Origin of the sequence: Marivivens donghaensis, from assembly GCF_011806565.1 — a bacterium.
GTDB lineage: Bacteria > Pseudomonadota > Alphaproteobacteria > Rhodobacterales > Rhodobacteraceae > Marivivens > Marivivens donghaensis_A.
This window is the reverse complement of the sequence record NZ_JAATOP010000008.1, coordinates 19,969-34,236: the sequence shown is the minus strand read 5'-3', so window position 1 is coordinate 34,236 and position 14,268 is coordinate 19,969. Positions and strand designations below refer to the sequence as shown.

Genomic DNA, 14,268 nt, shown 5'->3' with positions numbered 1-14,268 from the left:
GCCGTAGAACCGTTCACGCAGTCGCGTGCGGTCATCCATGTCAAAAAGGCGGATCATGGGTGGGCAGATATGCCTTTTTCGCGAGTCTCGCAAGGAATCTCTGTGTGCAACGAAAAAGCCCGCCGGTTTGGCGGGCTTGAACATTGTTTTGGTCGGGCCGGATCAGCCGAGGTAGACGACGCCTTTCGCATAGCTGCCGCTGGCCGCCGCGATGCCCGCGACATTTGCCGTACCGCCGAAGTCGGTGACCGCGATGGTGAAGACGCTCGTGTCCACATCTTCGGGCGCAACGCCGACCAGCACGAACGATGCGTTCACGAAGCTGCCGTTGAAGCCGTCGGGCGTGGTGACTGACATCGTCACGAGCGAGCCTGTGCCGTCATCAGTCGAAACGGACTGAACGTCGAAGCTAAGGTCGGCGTCGGTGATCGATGGAGCGGAGTTGCCGTCCTCGCCCACGATGTACGAGGTCTCGACGACCATGACGTCACCTTCGTTGGCAACGTAGTCATTGATGATCGCGATCTCGTCAGCGCCTTGGTTGTCGAGCCAGAACACGTCCGATCCGGTGCCGCCTGTCATCTGGACAGCCGAGCCTTCGGCATAGAGCACGTCGTCACCGTCGCCGCCGAAAAGAGCAGCGGATAATTCGGTGTTGCCACGCAGAATGATCGAGTCGTTGCCCGCATCACCGAACGCGACATCGGTCGGGGTCGCGCCGATGAAGTCATCGCCGCTGCCGCCGTGCAGAGTGTCCGCACCGTCGATACCATAGAGCGCGTCGTCACCCGAACCGCCGTAGAGCTCGTCATCGCCGTTGTTGCCGACGAGCACGTCGTCGCCGCTACCGGTGGTGATCGTGTCGTTGCCAGCACGGCCATAGATGGTCGCATCGCCGTCGGTGTAGGTCAGCGTGTTATCGTTCTCATCGCCCTCAAGGATCGTGGGAACGCTTTCGCCATTGTCACCATCACCGCCGCCCGGATTATCGAGATTCGTGGGAATATCATTGCCAAAGGCGCTGTCGTCGATTGCGACCGCAGCATCAATATATTCGGTGCCGTCGAGGTCTTCGGAGAAGTAGATGCCGATCTGGTCGGTGTCGATCTCCTCAGGCTGATAACCCATCACGGTGACAGAGTTCAGCGGGTCGTCGTAGCCGTCCATGTAGACGTCGATCTGCGTGCCGAAGTTATCGCCGTCCTCGATGTAGGACATGACATAGTTCAGGCTGTCGATGTCGCCGAGGCCGGCGGGCAGCTGAAGAACAAGCGTATCCTGACCCTGCTGATAGTCAGTCATGACCTGACCTGATTCAGCACTGTCGATCCAGAAGTAGTCCGATCCGTAGCTGCCGCTCAGCGTAGCAATATCGCTGCCGGTCGATCCGTCGCCGTCAAATACGAGAAGGTCGCCGCCAACATTGCCTTGCAGGGTGTCGCCCGCGCCGCCAATCAGCACGTCGTCACCTGTGTTGCCGACAAGCAGGTCGCTGCCTTCGCCGCCGGTCAGGAAGTCGTCGCCGTATCCGCCAACTAGCACGTCGTTCCCGTTGCCGCCGTCGAGGTAGTCTTCGTCTTCGTTACCTGCGAGGAAGTCGGCGCTCGCTCCGCCGTAGACATAGTCGCGACCTTCGCCGCCATACAACTTATCGACGCCGTTACCGCCAAAGAGGTAGTCAGACGCGCCGCCGCCAAAGAGCGTATCCATGCCGTCGCCGCCGGCGATGAAGTCGTCACCATCGTCGCCGTCGTCATCATCGCCATAGACGGTGTCGTCGTTTGGGCCCGCATCAATCGCGTCGCTACCTGCACCGCCGTAGATCAGGTCATCGCCAAAGCGGCCATTGATGACGTCGTCGCCCGCACCTGCCGTGATCGTATCGCCGCCGCCCAGAGCGTCGATGATGTCGTCGCCATCGGTGCCGATGATGTCGTCGGCAAGGTGGGTGGCGTCCATGGTTTCGTTTTCGTCGCCACCACCGCCATTTTCGTCATCGGTAACGTCGCCGCCGTCACCATCGAAAATTGCGGAGATACCCCAAGCGGCAAGCAGAATGCCGGGAAGAAAAAGTAACAGCATGTGAACACCCAATCCAAATATACGAAAGGATTAAGTGCCTACCCATTATGCGTCAACGTATAAGCATGTTTTGTGCCTTATTTACGCCCCATTTCACGAGTTGGGTTTCTGACCGCGAAACAGAAAACAGCAAGGGTTTGTATTGTCGGCAATTCGGCACTGTGCGAAAGGCAGCGCAGACAGAGAATCGTGATCGTCAGGTCGTGTTGAAAACACCCGTGGGTGCTGTTATTTTAAAACTACACTCAGCGCCGGGGTGGATCGGCGGCGCGTAACCTTGGAGGACGACGTTCTGTCTCTCAATGAACCGGCAGCTGGTGCTGCTCAGAAGGAGCCTGTGATGACGTCGGCTCAGAAAGCCGCAAAGAGCGATCAAGTGCTCGCGGCAATCCAGACCTCGCTTGATGACGACAAAGCCGAAGACGTGGTGAGCATTCCGCTGCGTGGCAAAACTCAGATGGCCGATCACATGGTCATCGCATCGGGCCGTTCGTCGCGTCAGGTTGCGGCCATGGCACAGCACATGGTGGAGCGGCTCAAAGCCGACCACAGCGTTCTGTGCAAGGTCGAAGGCGCCGATATCGGTGACTGGGTTCTGATCGACGCAGGCGACGTGATTGTGCACCTGTTCCGTCCCGAAGTTCGCGAATTCTATCAGCTGGAAAAGATGTGGCTGCCTGAGGGCGGTGCTTCCCAGACAAGCTGATGCGCGTTCACATTGTCGCGGTAGGACGCCTTCGGGCGGGTCCGGAGCGCGACCTCATCGACGACTACCTCAAACGGTTCGACCGTACGGGGCGGGCCCTTGCGCTCGGCCCGGCTAACGTGATCGAAGTCGAAGATAAGAAGAACGCAGGCATGGCCGCCGAGGCGGCTCTCATCGAAAAAGCGATACCGAATGGCGCGCTCGTCTGCATCATGGACGAGCGTGGCAAGCTCATGACGTCGCCGGACTTTGCCGACACGATTGGCAACTGGCGCGATACGGGGCGTCAGGATGTTGCCTTTGTCATCGGCGGTGCGGATGGGATCGACCCTGCGTTCCGTGCCAGAGCGGACGCCGCGCTATCCTTCGGTAAAATGGTCTGGCCGCATATGCTGGTCCGCGTAATGCTCACCGAGCAGCTTTATCGGGCAGCGTCGATCCTTTCAGGAAGTCCGTACCACCGCGCCTGACCGAAACGCTTTGCATGAGACAAGGGGCGTGCTAGCCCTTTGCGCATGTGGGCAATTTTCCTTCAAACACTTCCTTTTTTCGCATTGATCGCGCTTGGTTACGGCTCTGGCAGGACCGGTTTTTTTAGTACCGAAGCCACTGCCTATCTGACCAAATTCGTTTTCTATTTTGCTCTGTCAGCCATGCTCATCAGGTTCTCTGCGAACCTGTCGTTCGAGCAGTTGATCGACTGGCCCTTCATGGGCGCTTACCTCCTCGGCACGATGGCGATTTATATCGTCGTGACCGTCGTCGCGATGATACGGGGCAGGGGCGTCGCCGAAGCGGCGGTCGAGGCGCAGACCGGCGTCATCGGTAACGTCGGCTTCCTCGGCATTCCGATGCTGGTTTTGCTGCTCGGAGAGCAAGCAATCGGGCCAGTCATGATGGTGCTGGTCGTCGACCTGATCGTGTTCTCATCGCTCATCGTGATCCTGATAACCGGCAGCCGCGATGGCCGCGTGTCGCCGCGCATTCTGGCAACCGTCGGCCTCGGGCTGGTGAAGAACCCGATGATCGTGTCGATCGTTGTCGGCATGTTGATATCGGCGTCCGGAATGCCGATCCCCAAGCCCGCCAATGATTTCCTGTCGATGCTCGGCGCTGCTGCCACGCCCGGTGCGTTGTTCGCTATCGGGGCATCGCTCGCCAGCAAATCGGCCGAGCGTCTTGCGGTGGCGGGGTGGCTGAGCTTCTCCAAACTGATCCTGCATCCGGCGGCGGTGGCCTTCTGTGCCTATGTGGTCTTTGATATCGCGGCCTATCCTGCGTCGGTCATGGTCGCCGCCGCGTCGCTGCCTGTCGCGGGCAACGTTTACATTCTCGCGCAACATTACGGTGTTGCACCTGCACGCGTGTCGGCAGCCATTCTGGTCTCCACGGCACTGAGTATTTTCACGATCTCGGCGGTCATCGCCTGGGTCAGCGTTTGATGATGGAGGTTTCAATGGAAACTGTTTCCGAAAACCGCTGCTTTGGCGGCGTTCAGGGCGTATATCGCCACAAATCCGAAGCCACCGGCACCGATATGACGTTCGGTCTGTTCCTGCCCGAAGAGGCAGAAGACGCCCCCGTTCCTGTTCTCTGGTACCTCTCGGGTCTGACTTGCACGCATGAGAACGCCATGACCAAAGCAGGCGCTCAGGCATGGGCAGCAGAGGCAGGCATCGCGCTGGTGTTCCCCGACACCTCGCCGCGCGGCGAAGATGTTGCGGACGATGACGCTTACGATCTGGGCAAGGGCGCGGGCTTCTACGTCAACGCGACCGAGTTGCCGTGGGCGCCGCATTTCAAGATGTGGGACTACGTGGCCGAGGAGCTTCCCGCGCTAGTCACATCGAACTTTGCGATCAACGAGGACCGCCAGTCGATCACCGGTCACTCGATGGGTGGCCACGGTGCGCTGACGTTGGCGATGTCGCTTCAGGGACGCTACCGCTCGGTTTCGGCGTTCTCGCCGATCTGTAACCCGACCGCTAGTGACTGGGGCCGCAAGCAGTTCGCCAGCTACCTTGGCGAGGACGAAGCCAAGTGGGCCGCACACGATGCGTTGCTGCTGATGGCTGAAAAGGGCCTCGATATCCCGCTGCTCGTCGACACCGGCACCAACGACCAGTTCGGCGATCTGCTGATGACCGAAAAGCTGGCCGAAGCTGCAGTGAAAAAGCGCGCCGAGGCCGCGATCCGTCTGCAAAAAGGCTACGATCACAGCTACTTCTTCGTGTCGACATTCATGGAAGAGCACGTCGCATTCCACGCAAAGGCGCTCTGGGCGTGATCTACATCGACGCCGACGCTTGCCCGGTGAAAGCCGAGGTCGAACGGGTCGCCACCCGCCACGGTTTCAAGACGTTCGTGGTGTCGAATGGCGGCCTGCGCCCATCGCAAAACCCGCTGGTTGAAAATGTCATCGTGCCCGAAGGCCCGGACGTCGCCGACATGTGGATCGCTGACCGCGCCAAGGGGGGGGACATCGTCATTACAGGCGATATCCCCCTTGCTGCGAAATGCGTTGAGGCCGGCGCCCGCGTCCTCAAACACAATGGCGAGGCACTGACTCAAGCCAACGTCGGCAACGCGCTCGCAATGCGTGATCTGATGGCCGATCTGCGCTCTGCCGACCCGTTCCGCCAAGGTGGCGGCAAACCGTTTTCCAAAGCGGACCGCTCGCGTTTTCTCGATGCTCTCGAGCGCGAGGTCCAGAAAGTCAAAAGAGAATTTCCATGACGATTGAAGCAGTTATCTTCGACATCGGCAATGTGCTGATCGAATGGCAGCCCGAGCGGGTCTACGACAAATACATCGGCGAAGAGCGCCGTAAAGAAATGTTCGCCAGCGTCGATCTGCACGGCATGAACGATGGCGTCGATCGCGGCGCGAACTGGGAAGAGGCGGTGAAAGCACTCGCCGAGGCCAACCCCGCGTTCCGCGACGAAATCCTGATGTGGCACACCCACTGGCTCGAAATGGCGTCGCCGACGATCGAGCATTCCGTGCGTCTGCTCCGCGCTTTACGTGCCAAGGGCATCCCCGTATTCGCGCTGACCAATTTCGGCATCCAGACCTTCGAAATCGGAGAGACCGAGTACCCGTTCCTCAAGGAATTCGATCGCCGCTACGTGTCCGGCCACATGGGTGTCATCAAGCCCGATGCCGAAATCTACCGTATGGTCGAAGAGGATTGCGGCGTCGCGCCCGAGAAGCTGATCTTCGTTGATGACCGCGCCGACAACATTGCTGCCGCCGATGCGCGCGGTTGGAGAACCCACCAGTTCACCGGCCCGCAGGGCTGGGCGGACCGGCTGGTTGCCGAAGGTCTGCTGACCAAAGAAGAAGCGGCCTAAGCGGCGACCGCAGCGGGGCGCTTTTCGCGGATCGGCAAGTGCACGATCGCCGAGAACGCCCCAACGCCAACGCCGACCCACCACACGTAGGTGTAGGTGCCGTAGAGGTCATAGAGCGTGCCGCCCAGCCACACGCCAAGGAAGCTGCCCAGCTGGTGACTAAAGAATACGATGCCGTAGAGCGTGCCCATGTAGCGCAGGCCGTAAAGGTGCGCGACGAGGCCCGACGTGAGCGGCACGGTGGCCAGCCACAGCGATCCCATCATCACAGAGAACACGATCACAGTGACAGGCGTCATGGGTGCGAGGATGAACCACGCGGCGACCACGGTGCGCGCGAGGTAAACGCCTGCCAGTAGGTATTTCTTGGAATAACGCTTGCCTAGCCAGCCAGCCGCCAGCGTTCCCATGATATTGGCCACGCCGATAAGCGAAATAGCGGCTGCGCCCAGAGTCGAGGTGGTCGTGATACCCATGCCTGCAAGCAGACCACCGCTGGCGATGGGCGAGCAGACTTCGGCGACGAACGCAGGGAAGTGCGCAGTGACGAAAGCCAGCTGGTAGCCGCAAGAGAAGAACCCGAGAAAGATCATGGTGTAAGACGGATCGCGGAAAGCGCGGCCAAGGATCTGGCCCATGCTTTCTTGCAGTTCGGCCTTGGACGCCTGCGGGGCTTTCATCATCGGCAGCAGTGCCAGCACAGCGATGATCGCGGCTGCGAACCACAGGAAAACGGTCTGCCACGACATGAAGCCCAGCATGTATTCAGCGAGCGGCGCACCGAAGACCTGACCGGCAGAACCGGCGGCAGTCGCAATGGCAAGGCTCATGGAACGGTTTTCGTCCGAACTCGCGCGCCCGACAACGGCCAGAACAACGCCGAAGCCCGTACCCGCAACGCCGAAGCCGACGAGAACTTCGTACATCTGGTGCTGGATCGGGAGCGTCGCGCCCGCCGACAGGACCAGACCAACTGCATAAAAGATCGCGCCGAGAATGATGGCCTTACGGTCCCCAACACGCTCCGCAAGCGCACCAAAGATCGGCTGGCCGACGCCCCAAGCAAGGTTCTGGATTGCGATGGCGAGGCTGAAATCCGCGCGGAGCCAGTTGAACTCTTCCGCAATCGGAATCTGGAACACCCCGAACGATGCACGAATGGCAAAGCCGATCATCACGATGATACAGCCGGCGATCAAAACGGGGCTCAAGAGCGGGGTTTTCTGTTCCATGGTGCGATCTTTGGTGCGGGTTTTTCATCGCGTCAATTCATCGCGCAGCCGTCTACGATGAAAAATTGTGATGGCCCGTCGTTATAGTTCTGATCCGTCACAATCTTCCCAAGGCAGCAGGCAGGCGCTATGTCGCAGAATATGACCACAGTGATTGAAGCATACCGCGCTGCCGTCGCGTCCGGAAAACTGCGTGCCGACCCCGCTCAGGAAGGGGTTCTGGACGCGCTTGAACGCATTCGCGATGGGCTGACGAAACCGCCCGTGAAAAAGGGCATTTTCCGGTCCGCAAAGTACGAACCCGTAAAGGGTCTGTACCTTTGGGGCGGTGTCGGGCGCGGTAAATCCATGCTGATGGACCTGCTCTACGACCTGATCGAAGCGCCCAAACGGCGGAACCATTTTCACGCGTTCATGCAATGGGTGCATGCCGAGATGGGCAAAGCCCGTGCGCGCGGTGTCGATGACGCGATCGCTCCGGTCGCGGAGGAACTGGTCAAAGAAGTCCGTTTCCTCGCTTTCGACGAAATGCAAATCACCGACATCACCGATGCAATGATCGTCGGTCGCCTGTTTGAAAAGCTGTTTGCAGGCGGCGTGACTGTCGTGACAACGTCGAACCGTCATCCCGATGAGCTCTACAAAAACGGTCTGAACCGTCAGCTGTTCCTGCCGTTCATTGCGCTAGTGAAGGAAGAGCTAGAAGTCCGCGAACTCGTCAGCCCGAACGATCACCGTCAGGGTCGTTTGGCGAATGAGGAGCGGTATTTTACGCCGATCACGCCCGAAACCCGCGCCGCGGTGAACGCCGTTTGGGAGGATTTCTCAAAGGGCCGCAGCGAGTCGCTTGTGATCAAAGTCAAAGGCCGCGACGTCGAAATTCCGCGCTATAACAACGGCGTCGGGCGTGCGAGCTTCCATGACCTTTGCGCCAAACCGCTGGGTGCTGCGGATTATCTTGCGCTTGCTGACGCGGTGCGCGTGCTGATCGTCGACGACATCCCGTCATTGGGTCGCACGAACTTTAACGAGGCGAAGCGCTTCGTGACGCTGATTGACGCGCTGTATGAGGCGAAGGTGCGGCTCATCTGCTCCGCTGCGGCCCAGCCCGAAAGCCTCTACATGGAAGGTGAGGGTGCGTTCGAATTCGAGCGAACTGCGAGCCGCCTGCGCGAAATGCAGGATGCGAACTGGGGCAAGGACGCCTAGGCCACAAACAGAAAGACGAGCCGTTTTGGCCCGCCTCCCCGCCCTGCCTGGACTGGTGCTGTGAGGCTATGTGCCGGACAGCGAATGCTGCAACGAATCTAGCGAATCGAATGATTCGCGGTCAAGTGTCCTGAAGGTCGGAAACAGACTAATCTGCGTCGAAATAATTTGATCATATTGACCGCGCGGCGGTAAGGTCAGGCAGTTTTCCGATCCGTGAAAGATTCTCTTCCTATGAAAAACGCTGAAATCGCTGAACGTCGCACGTCTGCAATCGCTCGTGGGGTCGGCATGATGACCCAGATTTACGTCGACCGCGCCGAAAACGCCGAGGTGTGGGACGTCGAGGGTAACCGCTACATCGATTTCGCCGCAGGCATCGCCGTCGTGAACACCGGCCACCGCCATCCGAAGGTCATGGCCGCCGTTGAAGAGCAGCTTGGCCGCTTCACACACACCTGCCATCAGGTGATGCCGTACGAGAACTACATTCGTCTGGCCGAGCGCCTGAACAACGCCGTTCCGGGTGATTTCGAGAAGAAGACGATCTTTGTCACCACGGGTGCCGAGGCCGTTGAAAATGCGGTGAAAATCGCGCGCGCCTCGACTGGCCGCCAAGCTGTCATCGCCTTCGGTGGGGGCTTCCATGGCCGTACGTTCATGGGCATGTCGCTGACCGGCAAGGTGCAGCCGTACAAGGCCGGTTTCGGTACTATGATGCCCGACGTCTACCACGTGCCGTTCCCGATCGACCTGCACGGCACCTCGGTTGAGGATGCGATGGGCGCGATCCGTCAATTGTTCAAGGCCGACCTCGATCCCGCACGCGTCGCTGCGATCATTCTTGAGCCCGTACAGGGCGAGGGTGGCTTCTATCCGGCGCCTGCCGCTCTGGTCCGCGAAGTTCGTGCGATGTGCGACGAAATCGGCGCGCTGATGATTGCGGATGAGGTCCAAACGGGGTTTGGCCGTACTGGCACCCTGTTCGCGATGGAGCAGTACGACGCGGCGCCCGACCTCACCACAATGGCAAAGGGCCTTGCCGGTGGTCTGCCGCTGGCCGCTGTCACGGGTAAGGCTGAAGTTATGGACGCTGCCAACCCCGGCGGTCTGGGCGGTACTTATGGTGGTAATCCGCTCGGTATCGCTGCGGCGAATGCTGTGCTGGATGTCATCGAAGAAGAGGACCTCTGCGCGCGTGCCAACGAGCTTGGCTCCAAACTGCGTCAGCGTTTGGAGGGAATGCGCGAGTGGTGCCCGAATATCTCGGACATTCGTGGTCCGGGCTTCATGGTGGCCGTGGAGTTCGCCGCGCCGGTGGGCAAGGCACCTGACGCCGAATTTGCGGCGCGTGTGCGTGCAGAGGCGCAAAAGCGTGGCCTCATCCTGCTGACCTGCGGTGTCTACGGCAACGTTATCCGCTTCCTCGCGCCGATCACTATTCAGGACGAAGTGTTTGCGGAAGCGCTTGAGCTTCTGGAGCAGTCGGTCAAAGCAGCGATGTAATTCAAATGAGCGGCGCCTTCGGGCGCCACACTTTTTTGTCTCGCGCTGGTGCGCTCGGGCAAGGGGCGCTGCCCCTTGGACCCTGAGGTATTTTCGTCAGCGTGAAGGGTCAGCCGTTTTCGCGTAGGATGTGACCCGCAAGATAGAGAGAGCCGCAGATCAGGATGCGAGCCTGCGGGTTCGCCGCAGTGATTGAGCGGATGGCTTCGAGTGCGTTATCTGCGATGGCGACATTTTCGAAACCGGCGTTCTTCGCAGCTTTGGCGGTGATTTCGGCGGGAAGGGTGTTTGGCTCGCCGGGGATCGAGACAGCGGTCAGACCTTTGGCGATTTTTGCGAGGGGGCGCATGTAGCCGCCGGTATCCTTGGTATTGAGCATGCCGCAGACGAGGAAGGTGTCCTTGTCTGACATTCGGCTGAGGGTCGCGGCGACGGCTTCGCCGCCGGCGGCATTATGGCCACCATCCAGCCAGAGCTCTGCGGTGCCTGCCGCGTCGACCAACGGGCCGGTCTTGAGGCGCTGCATGCGGGCGGGCCAGAAGGTTTTGGTCACGGCGCCTTCGGCAGCTGCCTCGTCGTAGCCGAGATGGCGGAGAGCGGCGATGGCAGCACCTGCGTTTTGGATCTGGTGCGGGCCGGGCAGGGCGGGCATCGGCAGGTCGAGAAGGCCGCGTTCGTCCTGATAGATCAGGCGGCCGTTTTCCTCGTAGCTGTGCCAGTGCTGGCCGTAGGCGATGAGGGGCGCGCCGAGGCGGGCGGCGGTGCCCTCGATGACCTCCATCGCTTCGTCCTGCTGCGGGCCCACGATGCAGGGTACGCCGCGCTTGATAATGCCTGCTTTCTCTGCCGCGATCTTGGCGAGCGTGTTGCCGAGGAACTGTTCGTGGTCGATGGAGACGGGCGTGATGATGGTCAGCGCGGGTTGGTCGACTACGTTCGTGGCGTCGAGGCGACCGCCGAGGCCGACTTCGAGCAGGGTGTAGTCGGCAGGCGTACGCGACATGGCAAGCAGGGCGGCGACTGTCGTGATCTCGAAGTAGGTGATCGGTTCGCCGCCGTTCGCGGTTTCGCATTCCTCCAGCACGGCCATCAGATGCTCTTCGGTAATCAACTCACCAGCAAGGCGGATGCGTTCGTGGAAACGGGCGAGGTGGGGCGAGGTGTAGGCGTGGACCGACTTGCCCGCTGTTTCGAGACCGGCGCGGATCATCGCTTGGGTCGAGCCTTTGCCGTTGGTGCCCGCGACGTGAATGACCGGCGGCAGTTTTTGTTCTGGGTGGTCTAGCGCGTCCAGCAGACGCCACACACGGTCGAGCACGAGGTCGATCACTTTGGGGTGGAGGCTCATCAGGCGTTCGAGGACGACGTCGGAGGTCATTCGGGGCTCCAAGGGTGGTTATAAGTGTCTTTTACGAAAAACGCGCCGCGAAATAACTCGCGGCGCGGCATAGGTCGTTCGGATTACGGCATGGCCGCAGAAACCTGATTACTTCTCGGCTTCCGGCTGTGCTGCCGGAGTTTCGGGAAGGGCGATCGCTTCGTTTTCAGGCTCGGGCAGCTCGGCAATCACGGCGGGCTCCATGTTCATCATCAAGCGGATGATCGTCGCCAGCTCTTCTTTCTGCTTCGTGCGCGGGGTCACGCGGTCAAGCATACCGTGGTCGAGCAGGTATTCGGCGCGCTGGAAACCTTCGGGCAGTTTCTCGCGGATGGTCTGTTCGATCACGCGTGGGCCAGCGAAGCAGATCAGCGCGTTCGGTTCAGCGATATGAACGTCGCCCAGCATTGCGTAGGAAGCCGTCACGCCGCCGGTCGTCGGGTGGGTGAGCACGACGATATAGGGCAGGCCGGCTTCTTTGAGCATGTCGACCGCAATCGTGGTGCGCGGCATCTGCATCAGCGACAGGATGCCTTCCTGCATACGGGCGCCGCCCGCAGCAGAGTACAGAACCAGCGGACGACCCAGAGCGACAGCGCGCTCCGCTGCGGCGATGATGGCGTTGCCGACGTACATGGACATCGAACCACCCATGAAGCTGAAGTCCTGAGCGGCAGCGACGATGGGCGTGCGGAAAATCTCGCCCTCGGCCACGAGCATGGCTTCTTTTTCGCCCGTCTTCTTCTGGGCGGCCTTCATGCGGTCGGTGTATTTCTTCTGGTCGCGGAATTTCAGCGGATCTTCGATCGGCTCCGGAACGCTGACTTCGGTGAAGACGCCGCCGTCGAACAGAGCGTTGAAACGCTCGCGCGGGGTGATCGCCATGTGGTGACCGCAGTTGGTGCAGACGTTCTGGTTGTCGGCGAGCTCACGGTGGAACAACATCGTTCCGCACTCGTCACACTTGGTCCACAGATTGTCAGGTACTTCGCGGCGGGCGAAGAGCGATGTAATCGTGGGGCGGACGTAGTTTGTAATCCAGTTCATTCCGAAAGCCTTTATTCGCTGTCACAAGGGACATAAGCCTGCCCTTTGGGAAATGCAATCAACGCCTGATAATGTAGCGCGCCAGCAACCAAAGCGGCGCGATCTGAATGGCGCAAACCAATACGAGGCCGAAAATAACGGCAATTCCCTGAGGTTGCAAAAAGACATCCGCCTCGAACGGTGCGCCATCGGACATGACGTTCACGCGTAAAAGCGCAAGCGCAGCGAACGGTGTGTCGTCCGAGCCGACGACAAACATGCGGCTGAAGTTGATGGCAAAGTGCAATGCGATGGCCGGACCGATGGTGCCGTGGCGGGCTGTCAGGTCGGCAAACGCCAGTCCGAGCATCGTGGCCCAAATGGAATAGGCGATGCCGTAGTAGGTGGTTTCGGCGTTAAAAAAGTGCGCTCCGCCAAAGATGACCGACGGCAACACCATCCAGAGCAGTGGGTTTTCTGTCCGTGCTGCGATCTGTTGCTGGAGGTAGCCGCGGAAAAGGATTTCTTCGAAGCTCACCTGAATGAGCAGGAGCGGGAGGCCGATCACCATGGTGATGAACCAAGGCACTAATGGCGCGACTTCGAACGGGACGACCCAAGGTGGCAACAGCATCGCGACGAGCGAGATCAGCAGGGCGAATGCTCCGATCGGCACTGCGATATTGGCTGCTGACAACGAATTACCCATCGCGCTACGCAGCCCGCGCCCATGGAGGCGGTAGAGGACGAGGCGCAGAAGTAGCAGACCAACCAGCGGAGCCAGCAAAAGCAGCAATCCGTCCAGCGGCATCGGGTCCGACATCTCAAAGTCGTCGCCGTAGACAAACGGGCCGAAGACTAACGGAAACAGCAGGTAGTAGCCCATTCCGACCATGAGGAAGCCGGTGAGCGTACGGATCGGTGCATCATTCGGGCGGGCAGCTTCGGCGAATGCGCGAAGGGGCCGGTACGCGGCGGGCAATGTCATGGGGCTCAATGTAGTGCGCCGTATCCGCTGTCCGCAAGATCGCCGCAATTTTATAACTCATTGGAGTTGTTTGACTTGGCCGAGTTCCGTACACCTCTTGGCGGGACAAACGGGAGCACTCATGCGTTACGGCTTGTGGATCAAGGGCACACTGATCGGTGCGTCGCTCTTTCTGGCCGCTTGTGCCGAAGGGGCGCTGCGATTGCCGGTGCGCAATCAGGCGGTCTATGGCGGCGAAGCGCGCGTGAAAGCTCCTGAAGGATATTGCATCATCACCGAGGCCAGCCTGCCCGAGCACGGATTTGTCGCGATGGCGCCGTGCTACGTGCAATCGATCTCGACCACGCGGCCCGGAACGGATGCGGTGATTACGGTTCAGGTCGGCTCCGCCGGCTCTGCCGTCATTGCGGGGAACGAGTCAAAGCTGCGCGACATGCTCGGCACCGAAGCGGGGGGCGGCGTGCTTGCCTCCGACGGCAATGCGCAATCGATCCAGATCGACGCGGTCGAGGTCGTCGGCAACACAGTCGAAGTCCACTTCACCGATATGGGGCGTCCGCGTTTTGCCAACCTCGAACAGAGCGAGTGGCGGGCGTTCTTCGATGCAGGCGGTCGTCTGATGACCGTTTCGGTGCGTGGCTATGCGCATTTACCAGTCGAAAATGCCGAGGGGCTATCTCTTTTACATCAGACAGTTGCAGTGAATCGGGAATAGCGGTTACCAGCTTGACCCGACGGCGTGTCGGTGTTGAAGTTTCAAATCGCAGAATGTTAGCAGGAACCTACCG

General features: G+C 60.1%; 14 protein-coding genes. 9 read left to right on the top strand and 5 right to left on the bottom strand.

Going from position 1 to position 14,268, the window contains the following annotated elements; all coding sequences use genetic code 11:
* Positions 1-162: 162 nt before the first annotated feature.
* The gene (locus HCZ30_RS12225) at positions 163-2,082 is read right to left on the bottom strand and encodes a calcium-binding protein (RefSeq protein ID WP_167638580.1); all 1,920 of its coding nucleotides are present in this window, start codon (positions 2,080-2,082) and stop codon (positions 163-165) included.
* 340 nt (positions 2,083-2,422) lie between these two features.
* Between HCZ30_RS12225 and rsfS the strand changes: the two genes are divergently transcribed.
* The 6 genes from rsfS to HCZ30_RS12195 are packed head-to-tail and all read left to right on the top strand — an operon-like array spanning position 2,423 to position 6,141.
* Positions 2,423-2,788 carry a ribosome silencing factor gene (gene rsfS, locus HCZ30_RS12220; RefSeq protein WP_167638579.1) on the top strand — a complete coding sequence of 122 codons (366 nt, stop codon included), beginning with the start codon at positions 2,423-2,425 and terminating at the stop codon, positions 2,786-2,788.
* A complete protein-coding gene (rlmH, locus tag HCZ30_RS12215; protein ID WP_167638578.1) occupies positions 2,788-3,258 on the top strand; it encodes a 23S rRNA (pseudouridine(1915)-N(3))-methyltransferase RlmH in 471 nt (156 codons plus the stop codon). Before rsfS ends, rlmH begins: the two co-directional genes overlap by 1 nt.
* 45 nt (positions 3,259-3,303) lie before the next feature.
* A complete protein-coding gene (locus tag HCZ30_RS12210; RefSeq protein WP_167638577.1) occupies positions 3,304-4,230 on the top strand; it encodes an AEC family transporter in 927 nt (308 codons plus the stop codon).
* 14 nt (positions 4,231-4,244) lie between these two features.
* Positions 4,245-5,075, top strand: a complete 831-nt coding sequence (gene fghA, locus HCZ30_RS12205) for an S-formylglutathione hydrolase (RefSeq protein WP_167638576.1) — start codon at positions 4,245-4,247, stop codon at positions 5,073-5,075.
* The gene (locus tag HCZ30_RS12200; protein ID WP_348640384.1) at positions 5,072-5,524 is read left to right on the top strand and encodes a YaiI/YqxD family protein; all 453 of its coding nucleotides are present in this window, start codon (positions 5,072-5,074) and stop codon (positions 5,522-5,524) included. Before fghA ends, HCZ30_RS12200 begins: the two co-directional genes overlap by 4 nt.
* On the top strand, positions 5,521-6,141 hold the full coding sequence (locus HCZ30_RS12195) for an HAD family hydrolase (RefSeq protein ID WP_167638575.1): 621 nt from the start codon (positions 5,521-5,523) through the stop codon (positions 6,139-6,141). Before HCZ30_RS12200 ends, HCZ30_RS12195 begins: the two co-directional genes overlap by 4 nt.
* Here the strand turns inward: HCZ30_RS12195 and HCZ30_RS12190 are convergent.
* On the bottom strand, positions 6,138-7,373 hold the full coding sequence (locus HCZ30_RS12190) for an MFS transporter (protein WP_167638574.1): 1,236 nt from the start codon (positions 7,371-7,373) through the stop codon (positions 6,138-6,140). The two genes, HCZ30_RS12195 and HCZ30_RS12190, sit on opposite strands and share 4 nt — an antisense overlap.
* 141 nt (positions 7,374-7,514) lie before the next feature.
* Here HCZ30_RS12190 and zapE point away from each other — a divergent pair, with 141 nt between their 5' ends.
* Both zapE and HCZ30_RS12180 read left to right on the top strand, forming a co-directional pair.
* Positions 7,515-8,582, top strand: a complete 1,068-nt coding sequence (gene zapE, locus HCZ30_RS12185; RefSeq protein ID WP_167638573.1) for a cell division protein ZapE — start codon at positions 7,515-7,517, stop codon at positions 8,580-8,582.
* A gap of 234 nt (positions 8,583-8,816) precedes the next feature.
* On the top strand, positions 8,817-10,088 hold the full coding sequence (locus tag HCZ30_RS12180; protein WP_167638572.1) for a 4-aminobutyrate--2-oxoglutarate transaminase: 1,272 nt from the start codon (positions 8,817-8,819) through the stop codon (positions 10,086-10,088).
* Between the two features lie 109 nt (positions 10,089-10,197).
* On the opposite strand, the gene HCZ30_RS12175 is transcribed toward HCZ30_RS12180, so the two are convergent.
* From HCZ30_RS12175 to HCZ30_RS12165, 3 genes are all read right to left on the bottom strand, one after another.
* Positions 10,198-11,466, bottom strand: a complete 1,269-nt coding sequence (locus tag HCZ30_RS12175; protein WP_167638571.1) for a bifunctional folylpolyglutamate synthase/dihydrofolate synthase — start codon at positions 11,464-11,466, stop codon at positions 10,198-10,200.
* 108 nt (positions 11,467-11,574) lie between these two features.
* Positions 11,575-12,513, bottom strand: coding sequence for an acetyl-CoA carboxylase, carboxyltransferase subunit beta (gene accD / locus HCZ30_RS12170; protein ID WP_167638570.1), 939 nt, complete (start codon positions 12,511-12,513; stop codon positions 11,575-11,577).
* 58 nt (positions 12,514-12,571) lie between these two features.
* The gene (locus HCZ30_RS12165) at positions 12,572-13,480 is read right to left on the bottom strand and encodes a CPBP family intramembrane glutamic endopeptidase (protein ID WP_167638569.1); all 909 of its coding nucleotides are present in this window, start codon (positions 13,478-13,480) and stop codon (positions 12,572-12,574) included.
* Positions 13,481-13,601: 121 nt separating this feature from the next.
* On the opposite strand from HCZ30_RS12165, the gene HCZ30_RS12160 reads away from it, so the two are divergent.
* Positions 13,602-14,195 carry a hypothetical protein gene (locus HCZ30_RS12160; protein ID WP_167638568.1) on the top strand — a complete coding sequence of 198 codons (594 nt, stop codon included), beginning with the start codon at positions 13,602-13,604 and terminating at the stop codon, positions 14,193-14,195.
* Positions 14,196-14,268: the final 73 nt, after the last annotated feature.

Excerpts from the sequence above, each read along its gene's own strand:
- HCZ30_RS12225 (WP_167638580.1), bottom strand. The coding sequence starts at position 2,082 with ATGCTGTTACTTTTTCTTCCCGGCATTCTGCTTGCCGCTTGGGGTATC.
- HCZ30_RS12175 (WP_167638571.1), bottom strand. The coding sequence starts at position 11,466 with ATGACCTCCGACGTCGTCCTCGAACGCCTGATGAGCCTCCACCCCAAA.
- accD (WP_167638570.1), bottom strand. The coding sequence starts at position 12,513 with ATGAACTGGATTACAAACTACGTCCGCCCCACGATTACATCGCTCTTC.
- HCZ30_RS12180 (WP_167638572.1), top strand. The coding sequence starts at position 8,817 with ATGAAAAACGCTGAAATCGCTGAACGTCGCACGTCTGCAATCGCTCGT.
- HCZ30_RS12165 (WP_167638569.1), bottom strand. The coding sequence starts at position 13,480 with ATGACATTGCCCGCCGCGTACCGGCCCCTTCGCGCATTCGCCGAAGCT.
- HCZ30_RS12210 (WP_167638577.1), top strand. The coding sequence starts at position 3,304 with ATGTGGGCAATTTTCCTTCAAACACTTCCTTTTTTCGCATTGATCGCG.
- zapE (WP_167638573.1), top strand. The coding sequence starts at position 7,515 with ATGACCACAGTGATTGAAGCATACCGCGCTGCCGTCGCGTCCGGAAAA.
- HCZ30_RS12190 (WP_167638574.1), bottom strand. The coding sequence starts at position 7,373 with ATGGAACAGAAAACCCCGCTCTTGAGCCCCGTTTTGATCGCCGGCTGT.
- rsfS (WP_167638579.1), top strand. The coding sequence starts at position 2,423 with ATGACGTCGGCTCAGAAAGCCGCAAAGAGCGATCAAGTGCTCGCGGCA.
- fghA (WP_167638576.1), top strand. The coding sequence starts at position 4,245 with ATGGAAACTGTTTCCGAAAACCGCTGCTTTGGCGGCGTTCAGGGCGTA.
- HCZ30_RS12195 (WP_167638575.1), top strand. The coding sequence starts at position 5,521 with ATGACGATTGAAGCAGTTATCTTCGACATCGGCAATGTGCTGATCGAA.
- rlmH (WP_167638578.1), top strand. The coding sequence starts at position 2,788 with ATGCGCGTTCACATTGTCGCGGTAGGACGCCTTCGGGCGGGTCCGGAG.
- HCZ30_RS12160 (WP_167638568.1), top strand. The coding sequence starts at position 13,602 with ATGCGTTACGGCTTGTGGATCAAGGGCACACTGATCGGTGCGTCGCTC.